This window comes from Streptomyces lasiicapitis, from assembly GCF_014646335.1.
In the GTDB taxonomy this organism is placed as follows: Bacteria; Actinomycetota; Actinomycetes; order Streptomycetales; family Streptomycetaceae; genus Streptomyces; species Streptomyces lasiicapitis.
The window spans coordinates 30,861-52,841 of sequence record NZ_BMNG01000009.1 but is presented as its reverse complement, the minus strand read 5'-3'; the positions used below and the strand labels follow the sequence as shown (position 1 = coordinate 52,841).

21 protein-coding genes are annotated in these 21,981 nt (G+C 74.3%); 14 read left to right on the top strand and 7 right to left on the bottom strand.

Features of this window, described 5'->3' with window-relative positions; translation table 11 throughout:
* Position 1: 1 nt before the first annotated feature.
* The 3 genes from IEY91_RS20690 (at position 2) to IEY91_RS20680 (ending at position 3,481) form a co-directional block, all read left to right on the top strand.
* The gene (locus tag IEY91_RS20690) at positions 2-1,570 is read left to right on the top strand and encodes an SDR family oxidoreductase (protein ID WP_189175161.1); all 1,569 of its coding nucleotides are present in this window, start codon (positions 2-4) and stop codon (positions 1,568-1,570) included.
* A gap of 58 nt (positions 1,571-1,628) precedes the next feature.
* Positions 1,629-3,023, top strand: a complete 1,395-nt coding sequence (locus IEY91_RS20685; RefSeq protein WP_189175160.1) for a cryptochrome/photolyase family protein — start codon at positions 1,629-1,631, stop codon at positions 3,021-3,023.
* Between the two features lie 113 nt (positions 3,024-3,136).
* A complete protein-coding gene (locus IEY91_RS20680; protein ID WP_189175159.1) occupies positions 3,137-3,481 on the top strand; it encodes a tetratricopeptide repeat protein in 345 nt (114 codons plus the stop codon).
* 76 nt (positions 3,482-3,557) lie between these two features.
* Here IEY91_RS20680 and IEY91_RS20675 read toward each other — a convergent pair whose 3' ends face one another.
* Entirely contained in the window at positions 3,558-3,722 is a 165-nt protein-coding gene (locus IEY91_RS20675) for a hypothetical protein (protein ID WP_373287986.1), read from the bottom strand.
* Positions 3,723-3,926: 204 nt separating this feature from the next.
* Here IEY91_RS20675 and IEY91_RS20670 point away from each other — a divergent pair, with 204 nt between their 5' ends.
* Positions 3,927-4,853, top strand: a complete 927-nt coding sequence (locus tag IEY91_RS20670) for a glycosyl hydrolase family 18 protein (protein WP_189175158.1) — start codon at positions 3,927-3,929, stop codon at positions 4,851-4,853.
* Between the two features lie 10 nt (positions 4,854-4,863).
* On the opposite strand, the gene crcB (IEY91_RS20665) is transcribed toward IEY91_RS20670, so the two are convergent.
* On the bottom strand, positions 4,864-5,232 hold the full coding sequence (gene crcB, locus IEY91_RS20665) for a fluoride efflux transporter CrcB (RefSeq protein ID WP_189175157.1): 369 nt from the start codon (positions 5,230-5,232) through the stop codon (positions 4,864-4,866).
* Positions 5,229-5,666: a fluoride efflux transporter CrcB gene (gene crcB, locus IEY91_RS20660; protein ID WP_189175156.1), complete on the bottom strand. Its 438-nt coding sequence runs from the start codon at positions 5,664-5,666 to the stop codon at positions 5,229-5,231. The genes crcB (IEY91_RS20665) and crcB (IEY91_RS20660) overlap by 4 nt, the downstream gene beginning before the upstream one ends.
* A gap of 154 nt (positions 5,667-5,820) precedes the next feature.
* On the opposite strand from crcB (IEY91_RS20660), the gene IEY91_RS20655 reads away from it, so the two are divergent.
* Complete coding sequence (locus IEY91_RS20655; protein WP_229697116.1) at positions 5,821-6,837, top strand: aminoglycoside phosphotransferase family protein; 1,017 nt, start codon at positions 5,821-5,823, stop codon at positions 6,835-6,837.
* A gap of 40 nt (positions 6,838-6,877) precedes the next feature.
* Here IEY91_RS20655 and IEY91_RS20650 read toward each other — a convergent pair whose 3' ends face one another.
* The gene (locus IEY91_RS20650) at positions 6,878-7,201 is read right to left on the bottom strand and encodes a plasmid stabilization protein (protein ID WP_164317851.1); all 324 of its coding nucleotides are present in this window, start codon (positions 7,199-7,201) and stop codon (positions 6,878-6,880) included.
* 129 nt (positions 7,202-7,330) lie between these two features.
* On the opposite strand from IEY91_RS20650, the gene IEY91_RS20645 reads away from it, so the two are divergent.
* Entirely contained in the window at positions 7,331-7,639 is a 309-nt protein-coding gene (locus IEY91_RS20645; protein ID WP_164317853.1) for a WhiB family transcriptional regulator, read from the top strand.
* A gap of 655 nt (positions 7,640-8,294) precedes the next feature.
* Positions 8,295-9,677, top strand: a complete 1,383-nt coding sequence (locus IEY91_RS20640; protein WP_229697115.1) for a hypothetical protein — start codon at positions 8,295-8,297, stop codon at positions 9,675-9,677.
* Here IEY91_RS20640 and IEY91_RS20635 read toward each other — a convergent pair.
* Complete coding sequence (locus IEY91_RS20635) at positions 9,569-11,821, bottom strand: tetratricopeptide repeat protein (RefSeq protein ID WP_189175155.1); 2,253 nt, start codon at positions 11,819-11,821, stop codon at positions 9,569-9,571. The two genes, IEY91_RS20640 and IEY91_RS20635, sit on opposite strands and share 109 nt — an antisense overlap.
* A 155-nt stretch (positions 11,822-11,976) precedes the next feature.
* Positions 11,977-13,428 (bottom strand): dihydrolipoyl dehydrogenase family protein, encoded by a 1,452-nt coding sequence (locus tag IEY91_RS20630; protein ID WP_189175154.1) that lies wholly within the window; start codon positions 13,426-13,428, stop codon positions 11,977-11,979.
* A 117-nt stretch (positions 13,429-13,545) separates the two neighbouring features.
* Here IEY91_RS20630 and trxA point away from each other — a divergent pair, with 117 nt between their 5' ends.
* The gene (gene trxA, locus IEY91_RS20625) at positions 13,546-13,935 is read left to right on the top strand and encodes a thioredoxin (RefSeq protein WP_189175153.1); all 390 of its coding nucleotides are present in this window, start codon (positions 13,546-13,548) and stop codon (positions 13,933-13,935) included.
* Between the two features lie 106 nt (positions 13,936-14,041).
* Here trxA and IEY91_RS20620 read toward each other — a convergent pair whose 3' ends face one another.
* Complete coding sequence (locus IEY91_RS20620) at positions 14,042-15,127, bottom strand: LacI family DNA-binding transcriptional regulator (protein ID WP_229697114.1); 1,086 nt, start codon at positions 15,125-15,127, stop codon at positions 14,042-14,044.
* Positions 15,128-15,476: 349 nt separating this feature from the next.
* On the opposite strand from IEY91_RS20620, the gene IEY91_RS20615 reads away from it, so the two are divergent.
* The 6 genes from IEY91_RS20615 to egtD all read left to right on the top strand — a co-directional run bounded on the left by IEY91_RS20615 (position 15,477) and on the right by egtD (position 21,948).
* Entirely contained in the window at positions 15,477-16,898 is a 1,422-nt protein-coding gene (locus tag IEY91_RS20615) for an amidase (RefSeq protein WP_189175152.1), read from the top strand.
* Between the two features lie 95 nt (positions 16,899-16,993).
* Positions 16,994-17,350 (top strand): hypothetical protein, encoded by a 357-nt coding sequence (locus tag IEY91_RS20610; protein WP_189175151.1) that lies wholly within the window; start codon positions 16,994-16,996, stop codon positions 17,348-17,350.
* 215 nt (positions 17,351-17,565) lie between these two features.
* Positions 17,566-18,873, top strand: coding sequence for an ergothioneine biosynthesis glutamate--cysteine ligase EgtA (egtA, locus tag IEY91_RS20605; RefSeq protein WP_189175150.1), 1,308 nt, complete (start codon positions 17,566-17,568; stop codon positions 18,871-18,873).
* Positions 18,870-20,234, top strand: coding sequence for an ergothioneine biosynthesis protein EgtB (gene egtB, locus IEY91_RS20600; RefSeq protein ID WP_189175149.1), 1,365 nt, complete (start codon positions 18,870-18,872; stop codon positions 20,232-20,234). The genes egtA and egtB overlap by 4 nt, the downstream gene beginning before the upstream one ends.
* Positions 20,234-20,989 carry an ergothioneine biosynthesis protein EgtC gene (egtC, locus tag IEY91_RS20595; protein ID WP_189175148.1) on the top strand — a complete coding sequence of 252 codons (756 nt, stop codon included), beginning with the start codon at positions 20,234-20,236 and terminating at the stop codon, positions 20,987-20,989. Before egtB ends, egtC begins: the two co-directional genes overlap by 1 nt.
* Positions 20,986-21,948, top strand: a complete 963-nt coding sequence (gene egtD / locus IEY91_RS20590) for an L-histidine N(alpha)-methyltransferase (protein WP_189175147.1) — start codon at positions 20,986-20,988, stop codon at positions 21,946-21,948. Before egtC ends, egtD begins: the two co-directional genes overlap by 4 nt.
* The last annotated feature ends 33 nt before the right edge of the window (positions 21,949-21,981 follow it).

Here is a 21,981-nt window from a genome sequence, read left to right as displayed (position 1 = left end):
GATGCAGATCAGTGGCGGTGCCGGACGAGCCGAAGACCACCCCTCCGAACCCGGCCTCCACGTCCTCGTCACCGGCGCCACCGGCTACATCGGCGGACGCCTCGTACCCGAACTGCTCGACGCCGGGCACCGCGTGCGCTGCCTCGCGCGCTCGCCGGAGAAGCTCCGCGACCACCCGTGGGCGGGCCGGGTCGAGGTCGTCCGGGGCGATGTGACCGACGCCGAGTCGGTGGGCGGGGCGATGCGGGGCATCGATGTCGCGTACTACTTGGTGCACGCGCTCGGTACCGGCCCGGGCTTCGAGGACACCGACCGGCGGGCCGCCCGCGTGTTCAGCGAGGCCGCGCACGCCGCCGGGGTCCGCCGGATCGTGTACCTGGGCGGGCTCACGCCCGCGGGAAGGCCGGAGTCCGAGCTGTCGCCGCACCTGCGCTCCCGCGCGGAGGTGGGGCGGATCTTCCTGGACTCCGGCGTCGACAGCGTCGTCCTGCGCGCCGCGGTCATCATCGGCTCGGGGTCGGCGTCCTTCGAGATGCTGCGCTACCTCACCGAGCGGCTGCCCGTGATGGTCACGCCGAGCTGGGTGCGCACCCGCATCCAGCCCATCGCGGTCCGCGACGTGCTCCGCTGCCTGGTCGCCGCCGCCCGCATGCCCGCGGGCCTCAACCGCACCTTCGACATCGGCGGCCCCGACGTCCTCACGTACCGCGACATGATGCGCGCGTACGCCGACGTCGCGGGGCTGCCGCGGCGGATCATCCTGCCCGTGCCCGTCCTCACCCCGCGCCTGTCCGGCTACTGGATCGGCCTGGTCACCCCCGTGCCGCACGGCATCGCCCGGCCGCTCGCGGAGTCCCTGCGCCACGAGGTCGTCTGCCGGGAACACGACATCGCTCAGTACGTTCCGGACCTGCCCGGACGCCCGCTGACGTTCGCGGCGGCGCTGCGGCTCGCGCTGCGCCGGATCCAGGAGGCGCAGGTCACCACGCGCTGGTCGTCCGCCGCCGTGCCGGGCGCGCCCAGCGATCCGCTGCCCACGGACCCCGACTGGGCGGGCGGCAGCCTCTACACCGACCGGCGCCGGCTCACCGTGGACGCCTCGCCGGACGCCCTGTGGCGGGTCATCGAGGGGATCGGCGGCGACAACGGCTGGTACTCCTTCCCGCTGGCCTGGGCCGTGCGCGGCTGGATCGACCGGCTCGTCGGCGGCGTCGGGCTGCGGCGCGGGCGCCGGGACGCCGCGCGACTGCGGGTCGGGGACTCGCTCGACTTCTGGCGGGTCGAGGAGATCGAGCCGGGCAGGCTGCTGCGCCTGCGCGCCGAGATGCGACTGCCCGGCCTTGCCTGGCTGGAGATGTACGCGGAGCGCGGCGAAGACGGCCGTACGCGGTACCGCCAGCGGGCCCTGTTCCACCCGCGCGGGCTCCTCGGCCACGCGTACTGGTGGAGCGTCGCCCCCTTCCACTCGGTCGTCTTCGGGGGCATGGCCCGCAACATCGCGCGGACGGCGCAGCGGACACAGCCGGCGAGGGCCGACCAGATCGAGCCAGGACGGGCCAGGACCCGCTAGTACTGACCAGGACCGGCCAGGACCAGCCAGGCAAGACACACCCAGGAGCCGTGCCCCCATGACCGTTTCGGTCGTCCTGTTCACCTCCGACCTGCGGCTGCGCGACCATCCGCCGCTGAGTGCCGCCGTCGCGGCGGGCGACTACGTGGTGCCGCTGTTCGTACGCGACGCCGCCATCGCCGCATCGGGGTTCGCGGCACCCAACCGGGAGGCCTTCCTCCGTGACTGCCTGGCCGATCTGGACGCGGGGCTGCGCGAGCGCGGCGGGCGGCTCGTGGTGCGGTCGGGCGATGTCGTCGACGTGGTCCGTGGCATCGCGGCGCGGGCACGCGCCGAGGAGGTGCACGTCGCCGCGGGGGTCAGCGGCTACGCGCAGGCCAGGGAGCGGCGGCTGGTGCGGGCGCTGGAGGCGGACGGGCGGCGGCTGCGCGTCCACGACGCGGTGATCACGGCGGTCGCGCCGGGGGCCGTGACGCCGAGCGGCGGCTCCGATCACTTCGCAGTGTTCACGCCGTACTTCACACGCTGGTCCGCGGAGCGGCCGCGGCGGCCGTTGCGCGCGCCTCGGGCGGTACGGGTTCCCGAGGGTGTCCCCTCCGGCCGGATCCCGCGGCGGGAGGCGGTCCGGGGCGTGGCGGAGGGGCTTGCCGGCGGCGGCGAGAAGGCGGGCCGCGCACTGCTCCTGTCCTGGCGGCGCAGCGGCCTCGCGGACTACGCGGCCCACCACGACGACCTGCCCGGCGACGCCACGTCCCGCCTCTCCCCCCACCTCCACTTCGGCACGCTGTCCCCCGCCGAACTCGTCCACCTGGCACGGGAGAAGTACGGACCCGGGTCCGACGCGTTCGTACGTCAGCTCTGCTGGCGCGACTTCCACCACCAGGTCCTGGCGGCCCGCCCCGAGGCCTCGGCTGCCGACTACCGCGAACGCCACGACCACTGGCGCGAGGGGACATCGGCGGCGCGGGACATCCAGGCATGGAAGGAGGGCCGCACCGGCTATCCCGTGGTCGACGCCGCGATGCGGCAACTTCTCCACGAGGGCTGGATGCACAACCGCGGCCGGCTCCTTGTGGCGAGCTTCCTGACGAAGACGCTGTACGTGGACTGGCGCGTCGGCGCGCAGCACTTCCTGGAGCACCTGGTCGACGGCGACATCGCGAACAACCAGCTCAACTGGCAGTGGGTGGCGGGCACCGGCACGGACACCCGCCCCAACCGCGTCCTCAACCCCGTCCTCCAGGGCAGGCGGTACGACCCGGACGGTGTCTACGTACGCCGCTGGCTGCCCGAACTCGCCGGGCTCGCGGGCCGCCGGGTGCACGAGCCGTGGAAGCTGGGGGCGGCGGAACGGGCCGGGTACGACTACCCCGAGCCGATCGTCGGCCTCGGGGAGGGGCTGGCCCGCTTCAAGGGTGCGCGGGAACGGGGGCGGGAGCGGGGCCGGGACTAACGGACCCGGCTAAGGGACGGGATCAGGGGCAGGACCGCCCCCCACCGGCACCCTCACCACATGGTGGAATATTCAACCACCCGACGCCGTTGTGGCCGGTCAAGGAGGCAACAGTGGAATTCACCTACTTCGACCACGGCACGGCCGCCGAGCGCTGGGAGCGCGCGGGCCAGTTCTTCGACGCCAAGGAGTACGCGACGGCGGCGCGCATCCTCGCCCCGCTGGCCGACGAGGTCCCCGAGCAGGTCGCCCCGCGACTGCTGCTCGCCCGCGCCTACTACCACTCGGCGCAGCTGCGCCGCGCGGAGACCGAACTGCGTACGGTCCTGCAGCTCGACCCCGTCGAGGGGTACGCCCGCCTGATGCTGGGCCGGACCCTCGAACGGCAGGGCCGGGACGCGGAGGCGGCGACGCACCTGCGGATGGCGGCGGCGCTGACGGGCGAATTCGCCGCGTAGCGCGGTGTGGGGGGCGGTACTGCACCGGGGGGAGCCTGCCCCCCGGCGTACCGGACCGTCGCCCGCCCACCCACCCTCACAGCCCGACTCCCCTGAGCACGGGCGACAGGCCCGTCGCGGCGGCGAGCAGACACAGCGCCCCGCACAGCGCGAAGAACGCACCGGTCCCCCATGCGGCGGCGACCAGTCCGACCAGCGGAAAGAGCAGTGGGCCGAGCCCCAGGGCGCACAGGGTCGTCACGGACGTGACGCGCCCGCGGCCGGGCGAACCGCGCGGCCCGAAGCTCGAACTAAAGCGCATTAGTTCCCTTCGCACCCTAGCCTGCGCTCCCCTTCCTGGTCAGAATTGCGGCGACTTGGATCGGTCCGGATCGGCGGGGAATCCGCCTTGGTCCGGGACGTCCGGCACGTTCGGCAATTCGGTGGAACCGGAGGAGAGTTCGGGATGAAAAGACGCAGTGTCCTTCTCGGTGCCCTCGCCCTGTCGGTGGCGGCGGGTACGACGGCGACGGCCGCGCCCCGCGCCGCGGCGGGCAGGCGCGTCGTCGTCTACTACCAGACGCAGTACACGGGCGGCAGATACGTCACGCCGCTCGACCTGACCAGGAACAACACCGGTGTGACCGACGTACTGGTCGCCGCCGTGCACCTGAACGACCTCAACGGCCCTTACGCGCCGGTGCACTTGAACGACGACCCGCCGAGCGCCGCGAAGTTCGACCAGATGTGGCGCGATCTGAAGACGATGCAGGGCCAGGGCGTCCACGTACTCGCGATGATCGGCGGCGCGGCGCCGGGCAGTTTCACTCGGCTCGACACCGAATTCGACACGTATTACCCGCTGTTGCGCGACTTCATTCGGCAGTACGGACTCGACGGCGTCGACCTGGACGTGGAGGAGCAGATGTCCCTCGCGGGCGTCGAGCGCGTCATCGACGCGCTGCGCGCCGACTTCGGCCCGGCTTTCCTCATCACGCTCGCGCCGGTGGGCTCCGCGCTCAGCGGCGGCGGGAACCTCTCCGGTTTCGACTACGACCAGCTGTACCGCGACCGGGGCGGCGACATCGCCTGGTTCAACGCGCAGTTCTACAACGGCTGGGGCGGCATGGCGTCCACGTCCAGCTACGACGCGGTGATCCGGCGCGGGCTCATACCGGCGTCGAAGGTGGTCGCGGGGACCCTGACCGACCCGTCCAACGGCGGCAGCGGCTACGTCGACACGGCGCGGCTGAAGACGACCGTCCGCGACCTGGTCGCCACGTACCCGGACATGGGCGGCGTCATGGGCTGGGAGTACTTCAACTCGCAGCCGGGCGGGACGGCGGAGCCGTGGCGGTGGGCGGCGGAGGTGTCGTCGGCGCTGACCCGCTGACCGGGGCCGCTCACCCCCACAGGGCCTCGGCGCACGTCACGCCCAGGAAGGCCGCGCCGAGGCCCGCGGCGACGCTGCCGACGACGTTCGCCACGGCCGCGAACGGCATCCGGCCCTCGGCGAGCAGCGACGTCTCGTACCCGAAGGTCGAGTACGTCGTCAGCGCGCCGCACAGGCCGGTGCCCAGGAAAAGCTGCGTGTGCGGGGACGCGGCCCCCGCCACGCCGGTCACGACGCCGAGCACGAAGGAACCCGCCACGTTCACGGCGAACGTCCCCCAGGGGAAGGCGGCCCCGAACCGCGCGCGCATCCCCCGGTCCGTCAGATAGCGCAGCGGGGCCCCGATCGCCGCCCCCGCCAGCACACACAGCCAGTTCACCGTCCGCCCGCCTCCCGCCGTCGCGCCACGGCCCTGCGCGTCAGCACCGTCGCCGCCCACACGGCCGCGAGCGCGGTCAGTGGCGTCAGCGCGAGGTACATCAGGCCGGTCCGCACCCGCCCGCCGTCCAGCAGGCGCTCGGAGTCCACCGCGTACGTCGAGAACGTCGTGAAGCCGCCGAGGACCCCGGTGGCGAGGAACGGCCGCACCAGCGGGTGGACGGGCGTCGTCCGGGCCGGTGTGATCAGGACCATCAGGACGCCCATCAGCGCGCAGCCGACGGCGTTGACGCCGAACGTCGTCCAGGGGAAGGTGCCCGGCGCGTCCGGCCACAGCAGGGACGCGCCGTAGCGGGCGGCGGCGCCCGCCGCGCCGCCGACGGCCACAACGGTGAGCACGCGCCGCACATCGGGCGGTTTTCGCAGGTCGGTCATCGCTCACATTGTGCCGGGCGGCCGGGAAAACTCGGTGGACAGAAGATCTTCCGGTGGGTGGGATGAGGCTTTGCCCGGTCGCCCGGCCGCCGTGGTCGGACCCGCGTCCGGTCGAGGTCCGTGTGTCCGTACGTACGTCCGTCGAGGAGAGTCCGTGTCAACTGGTGGTGCCGGCAAGCCGTTCGCGTACGAGGAGTACGAGGATCACGACGACTTCGAGGACCATGAGGACGACGACGGGGACGGCGACGGCCACGTCGGGGACGAGGGCGACATCCGCATAGACGAGCCGCTGCTCAGGCGGCTGCTCCACGCGCAGTTCCCGCAGTGGGCGCACCTACCGATCAGGCCGGTGCCGCGCTCCGGGATGGACAACGCGACGTACCGCCTGGGCGACGACATGGCGCTGCGGCTGCCCCGGTACGAGCGCTGGGTCGGCCAGGTGGAGCGCGAGCAGCGCTGGCTGCCGTGGCTCGCCCCGCAGTTGCCGCTCGCCATTTCCCGGCCGCTGTCGCAGGGCGAACCCGGCGAGGGCTACCCCTTCCCGTGGTCGGTCTGCCGCTGGCTCGACGGGGAACCCGCGACCACGGACGGCCTGGCCGACCCGGACCGTACGGCTGCCGAACTCGCCGCGTTCGTGACGGCGCTCCAGAAGATCGACGCGACGGGCGGCCCCGCACCGCAGTCGAGCAACGCCTTCCGCGGCGCCCCGGTCGGCGCCGAGTGCGACGCGCTGACCGCCGACTCGACCGTACGCACCAAGATCACGAAGCTGCGGGGCATGGTCGACACGGACGCCGTCACGGCCGTGTGGGAGCAGGCGCTCGCGGCGCCCGCCTGGGACCGGCCGCCGGTGTGGCTGCACGGCGACCTCGCGACCGGCAACCTGCTGGCCGTCGACGGCTGTCTGAGCGCGGTCATCGACTTCGGCACGCTGGCCGTGGGCGACCCCGCCTGCGACCTGATACCGGCGTGGATGTTCCTGCCGTCGTCGGCCCGCGCCACGTTCCGCGCGGCGGTCGGCGCCGACGACGCGACGTGGGCGCGGGGGCGCGGTATCGCGCTCGCGGGGTCCCTGCCGGTGCCGGACGACCCGTTCTTCCAGCGGGATCCGGCGCGGGTGACGACGGCGCTGCGGCATCTGGAGGGGATCCTCACGGACGCGGCGTGAATCGCGTACGGGCCGGGGCTCCTGCGCGCCGTCGCACGCCTCAGCGGCCCACGGCCTTCGCGAGCTGCGCCTTGTTCATCGACGAACGGCCCTTCACCCCGCGCCGCCTGGCCTCCTCGTAGAGCTGGTCGCGCGTCGGGCCCTGCGCGCCGCTGTGCGAGCGCAGACCGCCCCTGCGGCCGGACGAGATGTCCTGCGTCGAGGTACGGGACGCCGTCTTGGCCTCGCCGCTGCGGGCCCGCTCCTTGTTCACGGTGCGCGCGGCGATCTCGCGCGCCCGGGACGGCTTCTCGCCGCGCTGCTCGGCGCTCTCCTTGATGTGCTCGTACTGACGCTCGCGCTTGGCGCTCGATCCTCGTGGCACGGCCGGTGCTCCTCTGCTCGGCGGGGCCCCGGCCGCCGTGAGGGCCCGGGGCTCGAACTCCACGTGTAACCGGCAAGCGGAATCGTCAAACACCGTTTGCCCGCGGCGGCCCCGGGCACCCGCCGCCCCATGGATGAGGTACCGCTGCGACAGGAGTGGATCCAACGGGCCGCGTGTGCCGACGAGGATCCCGAGCTTTTCTTCCCGGTCGGGTCGACGGGCCCGGCCGAACGGGACCAGGAGGAGGCCAAACGAGTCTGCGAACGCTGCCCCGTGGCACACCAGTGCCTCACGTACGCGCTGTGGTCCGGCCAGACGTCGGGCGTGTGGGGCGGCAAGGACGAGCGGGAGCTGGACCGGCTGCGGCGGAGGCGGCGGGCGGCTCAGCGGGCCGCCGAGCGGGGGACGGTCGCGCGCGGAGTGCCACGCGCGGGGTGACGTGGCGTGCTCCGCTCGCAGTGACGCGGCGTGCCCCGCTCGGAGTGAATCTGCGTTCCGCGTACGCCCCGTTCGCCCCGCCTTCGCGCGCGGTTATCGTTGCGGCCTGGTGGATGCCCTGAGTGTTCGCGGGGCGCACGGCGGCGCGAGGGGGAAGCGGGGTCCATGGGGCGGGCGGAGTGGATACGCGTGCCGGTCGGCGCCGGGGCCGAGCGGTGGGCGACGCGCGGGCGCTGCCACAACGTGCTCCTGATCGTCCACAACGTCACGTCCGCGACCAGGCTGCTCGACGTGCTGCCGCTCTTCCGCGACGACCTGCGGGTCCAACTGCTCGCGACATGCACCGGCTCCTCGCCGTACGAGGCGGGCGTCGCGGAACTCCTCGCGGACGTCGGGGTGCCGGTGCTGCCGTGGGAACAGGCCGCGCGAACCCCCGTGGACCTCGCCGTCTCGGCCAGCTTCGGCGGTCAACTCCACTACCACAGTGGCCACTTGGTGATCCTCTCGCACGGCGTTGGCTACAATAAGAGACTCGCCGAGCCGGGAGCCGGGAGCCGGGAGCCGGGAGCCGGGAGCCGGGAGCCGGGAGCCGGGAGCCGGGAGCCGGGAGCCGGGAGCCGGGAGCCGGGAGCCGGGAGCCGGGAGCCGGGAGCCGGTGTTCGGGCTTTCGCCGGAGTGGCTGCTCGCCCCCGACGGCAGGCCGATCGCGGACGCGTTGGTGCTGTCCCACCCCGAGCAGGTCGCACGGCTGCGTGCCGCCTGCCCCGAGGCCGCCGCGACCGCCGTCCTCGCGGGCGACCCCTGCTACGACCGCCTCCTCGCCGCCCGCCCGTACCGCGACCGCTTCCGCCGCGCCCTCGGCGTACGCCACGGGCAACGGCTCGTCCTGCTCAACTCCACCTGGAACCCCGAGTCGTTGTTCGGCGACGGCGGCGAGGACGTGCTGCCCGCGCTGCTGCCCCGCCTCACCGCCGAGCTCCCCGCGGACGAGTACCGCGTCGCCGCCGTACTGCACCCGAACGTCTGGCACGGCCACGGCCCCGGCCAGATCAGGATGTGGCTCGACCGGGCCCGCCGCGGCGGCCTGACCCTGATCGACCCGCTGCACGGCTGGCGCCAGGCCCTCCTCGCCGCGGACGTCACGCTGGGCGACTTCGGGTCGGTGACGTACTACAGCGCGGCGCTCGGCACCCCGGTGCTGCTCGGCGCGGCCGCGTCGGACGGCCTCGGCGAGGACTCCCCCGTCGCCGCGTTCGTCCGCGCCGCACCCCGCCTCGACCCGTACCGCGCCCTGCGCCCCCAGCTCGACGCGGCCACGGCCCATCACGTCCCCGCACCCGGCCCCGCCGAACTCACCTCGTCCGCCCCCGGACGCTCGGCCGAACTCCTGCGGCGCACCTTCTACGGTCTGATGGGGATACCGGAACCCACGGCCCCCGCGCTCCTGGACCCGCTCCCCCTGCCCCCGTACGAGCCGCCCGTCCGCACCGCTCCCCTGCGCGTCATCACGCGGCTGCGCGGCGCGGGCGAGGTCGTCGTCGCCCGGTACGCACAGCCGCGCGGTGAACCGGACGCCGAGGGCGACGCCCACACCGCCGTGCACGAGGACACCCTGGACCCGCGCGACCTCACTCTCGCCGACGTGATCCTGCGCGACGGCGACCCGGACGATCCCCGGCTGGGCCCGCCCGCCGCCTGGGCCAGGGACGTCCTCGACCGCCATCCCCACTGCGGCCTCGCCGCGTACGTCACAGGGCCCGGCGACTGCACCGCGCTCACCCGCGACGGCCATCTGCTCCGCCTGACCGCCGACCCGCGCGCGGCGGACCCGGGGGCCTGCGCCTCCGCGCTGTACGCATGGCTGGCGGCGGGCAAGGGCCTCGACGAACTGGCGGACGGTCTGACGGTGTGGAGCGGCGGGACGCCGAGTCAGGTCGCGGTCACACCCGCGGAGCCGTCACCGCCCGCGTTCGGGTCACCCACACCGCTTGAGCCATCGCCGCCACCGTCCCGCAACGCCCGCAGATACGCCAGGTGATACCCGGCGTTCTCGCCCGCCAGCGCCTCAAGCGCCCAGTCGATCAGGGGCAGCGCGGCGTCGCGCCGACCGCTGAGGACGTACAGCTCCGCGAGATCGGTGCGGGCCCTCGCGCCGTTGTAGCGCTCCCCGTGCTCGTCGAAGAACCGCATGGCGTCCTTGAGACGCGCCTCCGCCTCGTCCAGGGGCAGGTTCTCGCGGAGGGCGATCCCGCGCTGCGCCCGGCCGCGGAACCGCTGCAGCAGGGCGCGGATCCGCTCCAGGTCCGCGTGGCCCTCGTCGTCGGGGCCGATGCCGTCGGCGATGCGCCCCGACTCGACGAAGAGGGCGTCGGCCCCCTGGAAATCCCAGCGCGCCAGTTTGATCCGCCCGAGGGTCTCGACGGCCGTGGCCTGCCCGCGCAGATGCCCGGCGCGCCGCTCGGCGACCAGGGCCGCCTCGGCCTCGCGCTCCGCCTCGTCGAAGCCGAGCGTCTCGATGAGGGCGGAGGCGAGGTAGGTGTGCATGCGGCCGGCCATCTTCGTTCCGGGGCACACCGTGTCGGCGACCTGCGCCGCGGCCCGCAGCGCGGGAAGCAGCGTCTCGTGGCGTCCGGCCTTGAGCTGCACCGCCCACAGCGCCTCCGTCAGGGAGCAGGCGGTGTCCCCGAAGCCGAACTCCCGTGCCACGAGCACGGCTTGGACCAGGTTGCCCAGTTCGTCGACGAGCGCCGCGAGGGCCCGACCCCTGTCCGGGTACGTTCCCCGCGTGGCCTGCTGGTAGGCGGCGCCCAGATGCCAGCGCTCCGGCAGCGCGTCCAGGTCGGCCTGCACGGCGAACCGCAGGTACCACTGGACGGTGCGGTTCAGGGCCTGCGAGCACCCGGCGCTCCTGTCGTCCCGCGAGGCCATGCGCTCCGCGTGCCGCAGCACCAGCGGCCGGTACCGGTAGCGCCCGGGGCCGGCCGGCTCCAGGAGCCTGAGTTCGACGAGGCGGTCGAGTCCCGCGACCGCGACCGCCTCGTCCAGCTCCGCCGCGGCGGCGACAGGCCCGGCCGTGAAGGCGGGCCAGGGCCACAGCGCGCCGCGCCGGTAGAGGCGGGCGAGACCGGGGTCGAGGGTCCGGTAGATGTCGTCGAGAAGGTCGAGAAAGGCATCCTCGCCGGTCACGGAGCCCCCGTACGTGGAGTCGTCGTACGTGGAGTCGTCGCCGGAGCCCCCGCCCGTCGGGGCGCCCGTCCGGGCCCCGGCGCCAGGCAGGAGTCCCGCCTCGCACTGCGCGGCCGTGGCCCACAGCGCGTACGGCGATCCCCCGCACCGCGCGAGCGTGGCCGGGAGCGCCGGGCCGAGCCGCGCCGCCACGTCGGCGCCCGACGCTTCCTTCAGGAGTTGCAGGGAGTGGCGCCTGGAGAGCGGTTCGACCGCGATCGCCTCGGCGTCGACGCCGGGGAGCCTGCGGCGGGCGACGACGACGGTGAACACGTCGGCCGACGCCGCGAGCAGCGGGCCGACCTGCGCGGCGGAGTGCGCGTGGTCGAGGATGACGAGCATCCGCCGCCCGTCGACGAGCCGTTGGAAGAGGGCGGCCCGGTCCGCGGGGCCCGGCGGGATGTCCGTGTCCGGTACGCCGAGTCCGCGTAACGCCGACCGCAGCGCCGCCTCGGCGTCGAGTCCCGTGCCCGTGTGGCCGTCGGCGAGGTCGACGTACAGCCGCCCGTCGGGATACCGGTCGTGCGCGCCGGCCGCGAACTGCACGGCGAGCCCGGTGGTGCCGATGCCCTCGGGACCGTACAGAAGGGCCCGGCGCGGTCGTCCGTCGTGCTTGCGCAGGGCCTCGCGGCGCAGCGCTCCCAGGGGTTTCTGACGGTCGACGAACGTCCGGATCGGCGGGGGCGGCGGCGCCACGGAGAGCACCACCGGCTCCTGGAAGGTCCGCTGGGCGAGGCCCTGCAGCTCGGCGAGCCTGGCCGCCACGACCGGGTCCCGGCGGGCCGCCTCCAGCAACTGCGGTGCGAGCGCCGTCAGTTCGGTCGAGCGGTCAGGTGCCCGTGTCCGGCCGCCGAAGAGCCCTCCGACGAGCAGATGGAGCTGTTTGCCGACCTCACCCGCCATGCCGGTCGCCACCGCCGCCAGCGTCCACGTGACCCCCGCCGAAATGGGATCCACCCCGCCCCCGCTCTCCCCCGGGCGCGCACCGTCGCGCCGCTCTCCTGGCAGGCCACAGTATCGGCGCCTCGCGGAGACGGACATCATCCGGCGGACGGCGCCCGTCCCCGCGTCAACTTCCGGCCACCACCTGGCCAGTTCGCGCCAGGAGCCCCTCAGCCCCGGTATGTCTCAAGGAGCCGCAGCCACACCTCGCTGATCGTCGGATACGACGGCACCGCGTGCCACAGGCGCTCGATGGGGACCTCTCCGGCGACGGCGACGGTGGCCGAGTGGATGAGTTCGCTGACGCCGGGGCCGACGAACGTCACACCGAGGAGGATCTCGCGGTCGAGGTCGACGATCATGCGGGCACGGCCGCGGTAGCCGTCGGCGTACAGACCCGAGCCCGCGACCGACGCGAGGTCGTAGTCGACGGCGCGGACGCGGTGGCCCGCGGCCTCGGCGGCGGCGAGGGTGAGGCCCGCGGAGGCGGCCTCGGGGTCGGTGAAGACGACCTGGGGGACCGCGGAGTGGTCGGCGGTGGCGCTGTGGGCGCCCCAGCGGTCGGTCTCCAGGAGGGGGACCTTCTGGGCGCGGGCGGCGATGACGGCGCCCACGATCCGCGCCTGGTACTTGCCCTGGTGGGTGAGGAGCGCCCGGTGGTTCACGTCGCCGACGGCGTACAGCCAGTCGCTGCCCGCCACCGTGCAGCTGTCGTCGACGGTCAGCCACGCACCGGGTTCCAGGCCGACCGTGTCCATGCCGATGTCGTCGGTGCGCGGGGCGCGGCCGGTCGCGAAGAGGATCTCGTCGGCCTCGACGGTGGTGCCGTCGCCGAGGCTCACCGTCACGGTGGCGCCCTCCCGGCGCACCTCGGTCACCGAGGTGTCCGTGCGCACGTCGGCGCCCGCCTCGCGCAGCGCCTCCGCGACCAGTTCCCCGGCGAACGGCTCCATCTTCGGCAGCAGTCCCCCGCCGCGTACGAGCAAGGTGACCTGCGAGCCGAGTGCCTGCCAGGCCGTGGCCATCTCCACGCCGACCACGCCGCCGCCGACCACGACGAGGCGGCCCGGCACGTGGTCGGAGCTGGTCGCCTCGCGGCTGGTCCACGGCTTGGCGTCGGCGACGCCCGGCAGGTCGGGGACGACGGCACGGCTGCCGGTGCACACGGCCACGGCGTGCCGGGCGGCCAGGCGCCGCAGCGTGCCGTCGGCTGCCGTGACCGTGACCTGGCGGGTGCCCGCCAGGCGGCCGTGCCCGCGGTAGAGGTCGACGCCGATGGAGTCCAGCCAGCCCACCTGGCCGTCGTCCTTCCAGTGCGAGGTGTAGTAGTCACGGTGCGCGAGGACCGCTGCCGCGTCGAGCGGGCCCTCGACGAGCTGGCGCAGGCCCGGGACGCGGCGGGCGTCGGCGCGGGCCACGGCCGGGCGCAGCAGGGCCTTGCTGGGCATGCAGGCCCAGTACGAGCACTCGCCGCCGACGAGTTCGCTCTCCACGACCGCCGCGCTCAGGCCGGCCGCGCGGGCCCGGTCGGCGACGTTCTCGCCGACGGGTCCGGCGCCGAGGACCACGACGTCGTAGGTGATCGTTTCACTGCCTTCGGTGACATCCGTCGCATCCGTCATGGGGACAGTCTGGTCCCAGGTGTGCGGCGGGGCCACATGGGTACGCGCGCGGAATACGGCCGTCGCCCCGGCCGTTGTGCACGACGGCTTCGCCCTCATCAGGAAGAGAGACAGACCATGAGCAGCACGACAGTGGAGCTCACGAAGGACAACTTCGACCAGACGATGACGGAGCACGACTTCGTCCTGATCGACTTCTGGGCGACCTGGTGCGGGCCCTGCCGCCAGTTCGCCCCGGTGTACGAGAAGGCCGCGGAGGCCAATCCCGACCTGGTCTTCGGCAAGGTCGACACGGAGGCCCAGCCCGAGCTCGCGGCCGCGTTCGGCATCCAGTCGATCCCGACGCTGATGATCGTCCGCGATCAGGTGGCGGTGTTCGCGCAGCCCGGCGCGCTGCCCGCGGAGGCCCTGGAGGATGTCATCGGCCAGGCCCGCAAGCTCGACATGGACGAGGTCCGCAAGTCCGTCGCCGAGCAGCAGGCGCAGGCGGGCGGCTCGGACCAGTAAGGGTCGGGGCCACCAAGGACAGCTCCACCAAAGGACGGGCGGGCGGCGAGGTCTTCGGACCCCGCCGCCCGCCCGTTCGGCTCTCTTGCCCGTTACGGCTACCCGTTCAGCTCGACTCCCGGTGTACGACGCTCGCCCCGAGTACGTCGTGCACCTCGGGTTTCCCGCCGGGTTCCCGCACCACCCTGTCGACCAGCTCCGCGAGGCCGCGACCCGAGGGCAGCTCGATGCGGACGCTGCTCAGGCGGGGGCGCAGCAGCCTGCCGAGCATCAGGTCGTCGGCGCCGAGGACGGCCGTGTCGTCGGGGACGGAGATGCCCTGGTCCTGGAGGGCGCGCATGAGGAGCATCGCGTACTCGTCGTTGTACGCGAACACCGCGTCCAGGCCGAACGCGGGCCAGTGGTCGGCGAAGCGGGCGGCGGAGTCCTCGGTGTAGGCCAGCGGCAGCTCGGTGACGTCGGCGTCGATCGCGGCGCGCACGGCGGCGCGCACGCCGTCCAGGCGCGGCCGGGAGAAGGCTTCGAGGCCCGGTTCCTCGGGGACGACGACGCCGATGCGGCGGTGGCCGCGGGCCAGCAGGTGTTCGGCGGCGGCGCGGCCGACCAGGCGCTGGTCCATGAGCAGCGCGTGCGCGCCGTCCGCCCGCCCGGGGCCGAGGGTGAAGACGGCCTTGGCGCCGGAGCGTTTGAGCACGGCGACGCCACGGGCGCCGAGCGCGGTGGCGTCGGGCGCGAGGACGGCGACGGGGCGCAGTTCGGCCCAGGCGCGGGCGGCCTCCTCGCCGGTCAGGCCGAGGCTGCCGTACTGCACGACCGTGTAGTCGAACCTGCTGAGCGCCCACTGGAGTTCGTTGAAGAACTGGCTGAACAACGGGCCCACGGCGATCTGCGGTGTGGGCATGAGGACCATGCGGGTGTGCCCGGCGCGCAGGCTGCGGGCGGCGGCGTGCGGGACGTAGCCGAGTTCCTTGGCGGCCGCGTGCACGCGGCGGCGGGTGGGCTCGCTGATCCGGACGGCGCTGGTGTTGTTCAGTACGTAGCTGACGGTGGCGCGGGAGACGCCCGCGAGGCGGGCGACGTCGGCGCTCGTCGGGACGGAGTGCGGGGTGCCCTGCGGCACGGAGTCGGGCGGGGGACTCGGCGCGTCCGGCGCCGGGCCCGGCGCGGGCTGCTGCTTCGGTATCTGCACCATGACGAGGGCAATCCTTCCAGACGGCACCGGGGCGCACCCAGGCGGGCGCGGGGGCGCTGCCGGGCAGGCGCCGGGGCATGGCCGCGCACACCGAACGGCCTGGTCGCGCGACCCGTCGCACACGCCCGCCACGGCGCACGCACGGCTCCGCGAGGGCGTCGCGCGCCGCCCCCGCGCGCCGCCCCGGACGGCCGCCGCACCCGGTGTGCGGCGCGAACTGCGCCGTCCGGATACCGTGTTGGGCCGCCGGAGGCTACCGTTCGGTAGACCTGGCAGGGCGGGCGGCCACCAGCCACGTCCCCCACCGCGCGGCCGCGCCCGCCCGCCGCCCGACCGGAGGTGCCCGCACATGACCGCCGACCGTTCCGCAGGCCTCGCGGAGACCGCCCGCGCCCTGGCCGATGGCGAGGTGTCCGCGCGGGAGTCGACCGAGCGGGCGCTCGCCCGCATCGAGGCGGCGCAGCCCGTGCTCAACGCGTTCCGGGTGATACGCGCGGAGGCCGCGCTCGCCGAAGCGGACGCCGCCGACCGGGAGTTGGCGGTGGGCGGGCGCAAGCCGCTGCTCGGCGTGCCGGTCGCGGTGAAGGACGACACCGATGTGGCGGGCGAGCCCACGGCGTTCGGCTGCCCCGGCGACTTCCCTCCGAAGGCCGAGGACGCGGAGGCGGTGCGCAGGCTGCGGGCGGCCGGGGCGGTGATCGTCGGCAAGACCAACACGTGCGAGCTGGGGCAGTGGCCGTTCACGGAGGGCCCGGCCTTCGGCGACACCCGCAACCCGTGGCACACGGGGCACACGCCGGGCGGCTCGTCCGGCGGTTCGGCTGCGGCGGTCGCGGCCGGCCTGGTGCCCGCGGCGCTCGGTTCGGACGGGGCGGGCTCGGTGCGGATACCCGCGGCGTGGACGCACCTGGTCGGGATCAAGCCGCAGCGCGGGCGCATCTCGACGTGGCCGTGGCCGGAGGCCTTCAACGGCATCACCGTCAACGGCCCACTGGCCCGTACCGTCGCGGACGCGGCCCTCCTCCTGGACGCGGCGAGCGGCAACCACGCGGACGACGCGCACCAGCCGCCCACCATCCGCGCCGTCGAGGCGGCCGGGCGCGAGCCGGGGCGGCTGCGCATCGCGCTGTCGCTCGGCATGCCGTTCACGGCGACGCCCAAGCGGCTGCATCCGCTGGTGCGGGGCAAGGTCGTGGAACTCGCGGAGCGGCTGACCGCCCTCGGCCACGAGGTGGCGGTGGCCGATCCGCGCTACGGCCAGATCGGCCTCGCCTTCGTGCCGCGGGCCACCGCGGGCGTCGCCGACTGGGTGCGCGAGGTGCCCGATCCCTCGCTGCTCGACCGGCGCACCAAGGAGGCCGCGCGCCTGGGCAAGCTGCTCGGCGGGGCGCCGCTGCGGCTCTCTCGGCGCGCGGAGGCCACCCTGCACCGGCGGGTGGGCGCGGTCTTCGACACGTACGACGTGGTGCTGGCGCCCACGACGGCGACCCCGCCGCCGCGCATCGGCACGATGGCGGGGCTCAGCGGCTGGCGCACCGACCAGGCGATGATCGCGGCCTGCCCGTACGCGTGGCCGTGGAACGTGCTCGGCTGGCCCGGCGTGAACGTGCCCGCGGGCCGGGTGGCGGGCGGCCTGCCCGTCGGCGCCCAGCTCCTGGGCCCCGCGGGCAGCGAGCCCCTGCTGATCTCGCTGGCGGCGCAGCTGGAGGACGACCGCCGCTGGCACGAGCAGTGGCCGGCACCGCTGGCGGACGCCCAGGCGGCGCCCTGACGCGGCGGGCGTCCGCCGAGCAACCGGGTCCGCCCTACCTCGGCTCCGCCGAAAATCCGGTGCGGCCGCCGCCCCGCACGCCTACCGTCCAGGGCGTGCAGATCTACGAAATCCACATCCGCGGATGCGCCGGGACGGACGCGGCGCTCGCGCTGCAGGAACCACTGGCGCGGCTGCTGTGCCCGGTCGAGGACCACGAGGGCCCCTGCGAGGTGCCGTGGGGCTTCACGCTGCGCGACGAGCGGGCCGAGGAGGGCGAGGCCGGTCCGGAGCGGGTCCTGGTGCTCGGCATCTTCGCGAGCGCCGAGCAGGCCGCGGAGGTCGTGGACCGGGTGCGGGCGTTCGTCGGCGCGGCGCACCCGGTGGTCCTCGGCGAGGCCGCCACCGACACCTTCGACGAGCTGGCGGACCAGTACCGCATCGAGCAGGGACTGGGCCCCGACCCCGCCTGACCGGCGCCGCGCTCCGCGTGCCGTGGGCGACCAAGTCCCGCATCCTGGACACCCGTGCCGAAAATGAACGGATGGTGTGCGGTGCCTGTCGGCCGTCGCAACAGCGCTTCCCGGCCATGAGGGCAGTCTTGTGCGAAATAGCTTCAAGGTTTTGGGTGTTACGAGCGCTGCCCGGGCAGTTCGCCCGGGCAGGCCGGAACAGGAGGACCCCCGACATGCCAGAGGGAGACTGTACGAAACGCCGTGCCCGGCTCGGCGAAGCCGTGACCGAGGCGGAGATAGAGGCTCTGGTGCGCGGCATCTGCTTCAAGACGGGCCCGCCGACCCGCACCGGTGTCGAGCTGGAATGGCTCGTGCACGCCCCGGACGCCCCCAGCGTCCCCGTGTCGTCCGCCCGCGTAGAAGCAGCCCGCGCGGCCCTGCGGACCCAACCACTGCACTCGGTGGTGACCGTCGAACCCGGCGGCCAGCTTGAGCTCAGCTCGCTGCCCGCCGCGTCGCTCATGGAGTGCGTGTCGACCGTATCGGCCGATCTGGCCGTCGTACGCGACACCTTGAGAACCCTCGATCTGACCCTCACCGGCCTCGGCGCCGATCCCTGGCGCCCCCCGGCCCGCATCCTGCACGAGCCGCGCTACGACGCGATGGAGTCCTGGCTGGACCGCGCCGGTGACGCGGGCCGCCGCATGATGTGCTCCACGGCGTCCGTGCAGATCTGCCTGGACGCCGGGTACGAGGAGCCGGGGCCGCTGGGCTACGCGCGCCGCTGGCGGCTCGCGCATCTGCTCGGCCCCGTGCTGGTCGCCGTGTTCGCCAACTCCCCGCTGCAGGACGGCCGCCGCACCGGCTGGCGCTCCACGCGGCAGGCCGTGTGGGCGGGCATCGACCCCGGCAGGTCGGGCGCGCCCCCGCTCGACGAGGAGCCGCGGGCCGCCTGGACGCGGCACACCCTGGACACGCCGGTGATGTGCGTGCGCGCCGACTCCGCTCCCTGGCTGGTGCCGGACGGGCTGAGCCTGCGGTCCTGGGCGCGCTCCTGCGAGCCGCGGCCGCCCACCCGCGACGATCTCGACTACCACCTCACGACGCTGTTCCCGCCGGTCAGGCCGCGCGGTCACCTGGAGCTGCGGATGGTCGACGCGCAGCCCGGCGAGGACGGCTGGATCGTGCCGCTCGCGGTGACGAGCGCACTGTTCGACGATCCGGGTGCCGCCGAGACGGCCTACCGCACGGTCAAGCCGCTGGCCGAGCGCGCGGGCGCCACGCCGCCGCCGCACAGCCCGCTGTGGCTGGACGCGGCCCGGCACGGCCTCGCCGACCCGGAGCTGCAGGAGGCCGCCGCGGCCTGTTTCGCCGCCGCGCTCGACGCGCTGCCGCGGCTCGGCGCCGCCGCGCACGTGCTCAACGCCGTCGCGGACCACGCCGACCGCTATGTCGCACGCGGCCGCTGCCCCGCCGACGACCTGCTCGACGAGGCGCACACCTACGGGACATCCCTGCCCGGGAAGGACGCACACCGATGACCGGTTCCCCCACGGGACCCCAGCACGGCGCCCCGGCCGACCCCGAGGCGCTGCGGGCGCGCGCGCAGACCGCGCTGCTCGCCGCGCGGGAGCGCACCGCACTCCTCACGTCCTGCGTCGAGGATCCCGAACTGACCGCACAGCACTCGCCGTTGATGTCGCCGCTGGTGTGGGATCTCGCGCACATCGGCAACCAGGAGGAGCAGTGGCTGCTGCGCGCGGTCGGCGGCCGTGAGGCGATGCGGCCCGAGATCGATTCGCTGTACGACGCGTTCGAGCACCCCCGGGCGTCCCGCCCCTCGCTTCCGCTCCTCGCGCCGCAGGAGGCGCGGCGCTACGCCGCCGATGTGCGCGGCCGCGCCCTCGACGTCCTGGAGAGCACCCCGTTCCACGGCACCCGGCTCACGGACGCGGGCTTCGCCTTCGGGATGATCGCGCAGCACGAACAGCAGCACGACGAAACCATGCTGATCACCCATCAGCTGCGGGCGGGCGCCCCGGCGCTCACCGCCCCGGACCCCGAGCCCGCTCCCCCCTTCACCGGACCGCCCGAAGTCCTGGTGCCCGGGGGCCCGTTCATGATGGGCACGTCGGCCGAGCCCTGGTCGCTGGACAACGAACGCCCCGCGCACCGCCGCCTGGTGCCGCCGTACTTCATCGACACCACGCCGGTCACCAACGCCGCGTACCAGCGCTTCGTCGAGGCGGGCGGCTACGACGAACCGCGCTGGTGGCACGAGCGGGGCTGGGAGAAGGTGTGCCGCGACAAGCTCACGGCGCCGCTGTTCTGGCGGCGCGAGGCGGGCCAGTGGCTGCGGCGCCGCTTCGGTGCCCTCGAACCGGTGCCGGGCGACGAGCCGGTCCTGCACGTGAGCTGGTACGAGGCGGACGCGTACGCCCGCTGGGCCGGGCGGCGCCTGCCGACCGAGGCCGAGTGGGAGAAGGCAGCGCGCCACCACCCGGGCGAGGACCGGTCGATGCGCTACCCGTGGGGCGACGCGGACCCGACGCCCGACCGGGCGAACCTGGGCCAGCGGCATCTGCGCCCGGCGCCCGCGGGCAGCTATCCGCTGGGTGAATCACCCCTCGGCGTACGGCAGTTGATCGGTGACGTGTGGGAGTGGACAGCGAGCGACTTCCTGCCCTACCCGGGCTTCGCCGCCTTCCCCTACCGCGAGTACTCGGAGGTCTTCTTCGGCGGCGACTACAAGGTGCTGCGCGGCGGCGCGTTCTCCGTCGACGCGGTGGCCTGCCGGGGCACGTTCCGCAACTGGGACCACCCGGTGCGGCGGCAGATATTCTCCGGCTTCCGCACGGCACGCGACGTCACGGCCGCCGAGACCGCCCAGGGACTCGTCTGATGTGCCGTCATCTCGCGTTCCTCGGCGAGCCGCAGGCTCTCGGCGCGCTGCTCGTGGAGCCCGCGCACAGCCTCCTGAGGCAGTCGTGGGCGCCGCGCAGACAGCGGCACGGGACGGTCAACGCGGACGGTTTCGGCGTCGGCTGGTACGCGGACGGCGATCCGGTGCCGGCCCGCTACCGCCGTGCCGGGCCGATCTGGGCCGACCAGTCGTTCGCCGACCTCGCCCGTGTGGTGCGCTCCGGCGCGGTGCTCGCCGCCGTGCGGGACGCCACGCTCGCGGGCGCGGACGGGGAGGCCGCGGCGGCGCCGTTCGCCGCGGGGCCCTGGCTCTTCAGCCACAACGGCGCGGTGTCGGGCTGGCCGGACTCGCTCGCCGCGGTGGCGACCGGTCTCGCCCCCGCCGATCTGCTGTCCCTGGAGGCGCGCTGCGACTCGGCCCTGGTGTGGGCGCTGGTCCTGGAGCGCCTGCGGCGCGGCGACGACATGGCGCAGGCGCTCGGCGACGTCACCGTCGAGGTCGCCCGCGCGGCGCCCGCCTCCCGCCTGAACCTGCTGCTCACCGACGGCGAGACGATCGCCGCCACGGCCTGGGGCGACACGCTCTGGTATCTCACCGACCCCGGCCGCTCCACCGTCGTCGCCTCCGAGCCGTACGACGACGACCCGCGCTGGCGCGAGGTGCCCGACCGCACCCTGCTCGCCGCCGGCGCCACCGACATCCTGCTGACCCCGCTCAAGGAGCACGCTGCGTGAGCCCGTACCTGCTGACCCGCACCCTGCCCGAGGACGCCACCGGCGCCGCCCTTCGCGCCGACGTCCTGCACGGCCTCACCCGCACCCCCAAGTCGCTGCCGCCGAAGTGGTTCTACGACGCGCGCGGCAGCGCCCTGTTCGACGAGATCACCACGCTGCCCGAGTACTACCCGACGCGCGCCGAACGGGAGATCCTCGTCACCCGCTCCGGCGAGATCGCCGAGGTGACGGGCGCGCGCACGCTCGTCGAGCTGGGCTCGGGCTCCTCGGAGAAGACCCGCCACCTGATCGACGCGCTGCCCGCGCTGCACACGTACGTCCCCGTCGACGTCAGCGAGTCCGCGCTCACCGGCGCGGCGAACACGCTGCTCGCCGAGCGGCCCGCGCTGAACGTGCACGCCCTCATCGCCGACTTCACCCGCGGCCTCGCGCTGCCCGGCACGCCCGGGCCGCGCCTGGTCGCCTTCCTCGGCGGCACCATCGGCAACCTGCTGCCCGCCGAGCGCGCCGCGTTCCTGACGTCGGTACGCGGCCTGCTCTCCCCCGGCGACGCGCTGCTCCTCGGCACGGACCTGGTCAAGGACGAGTCGGTGCTTGTGTCGGCGTACGACGACGGGACGGGCGTGACCGCCGCGTTCAACAAGAACGTCCTGCACGTCGTCAACCGCGAGCTGGGCGCGGACTTCGACCCCGACGCGTTCGCACACGTCGCCGTCTGGGACCGCGACCAGGAGTGGATCGAGATGCGGCTGCGCGCCCGCGCGGCCCAGACGGTGAAGGTCCCGGCGCTTGACCTCGCCGTCCACTTCGAGGAGGGCGAGGACCTCCGCACCGAGATCTCCGCCAAGTTCCGCGAGGAGGTCGTCAAGTCGGAACTGGCGCAGGCGGGGCTCTCGTTGACGCATTGGTGGACGGACGAGAGGGGCCGCTTCGCGCTGTCGCTGAGCACGCCGGCCTGACCCGCCCGGGGTTGCGTCAACGGGTCTGACAGG

What these genes read in the sequence shown, in the direction of transcription:
- IEY91_RS20690 (WP_189175161.1), top strand. Translation starts at nt 2, where the DNA reads ATGCAGATCAGTGGCGGTGCCGGACGAGCCGAAGACCACCCCTCCGAA.
- IEY91_RS20685 (WP_189175160.1), top strand. Translation starts at nt 1,629, where the DNA reads ATGACCGTTTCGGTCGTCCTGTTCACCTCCGACCTGCGGCTGCGCGAC.
- IEY91_RS20670 (WP_189175158.1), top strand. Translation starts at nt 3,927, where the DNA reads ATGAAAAGACGCAGTGTCCTTCTCGGTGCCCTCGCCCTGTCGGTGGCG.
- crcB (WP_189175156.1), bottom strand. Translation starts at nt 5,666, where the DNA reads ATGACCGACCTGCGAAAACCGCCCGATGTGCGGCGCGTGCTCACCGTT.
- IEY91_RS20645 (WP_164317853.1), top strand. Translation starts at nt 7,331, where the DNA reads ATGGATGAGGTACCGCTGCGACAGGAGTGGATCCAACGGGCCGCGTGT.
- IEY91_RS20630 (WP_189175154.1), bottom strand. Translation starts at nt 13,428, where the DNA reads ATGACGGATGCGACGGATGTCACCGAAGGCAGTGAAACGATCACCTAC.
- trxA (WP_189175153.1), top strand. Translation starts at nt 13,546, where the DNA reads ATGAGCAGCACGACAGTGGAGCTCACGAAGGACAACTTCGACCAGACG.
- IEY91_RS20620 (WP_229697114.1), bottom strand. Translation starts at nt 15,127, where the DNA reads ATGGTGCAGATACCGAAGCAGCAGCCCGCGCCGGGCCCGGCGCCGGAC.
- IEY91_RS20615 (WP_189175152.1), top strand. Translation starts at nt 15,477, where the DNA reads ATGACCGCCGACCGTTCCGCAGGCCTCGCGGAGACCGCCCGCGCCCTG.
- egtA (WP_189175150.1), top strand. Translation starts at nt 17,566, where the DNA reads ATGCCAGAGGGAGACTGTACGAAACGCCGTGCCCGGCTCGGCGAAGCC.
- egtB (WP_189175149.1), top strand. Translation starts at nt 18,870, where the DNA reads ATGACCGGTTCCCCCACGGGACCCCAGCACGGCGCCCCGGCCGACCCC.
- egtC (WP_189175148.1), top strand. Translation starts at nt 20,234, where the DNA reads ATGTGCCGTCATCTCGCGTTCCTCGGCGAGCCGCAGGCTCTCGGCGCG.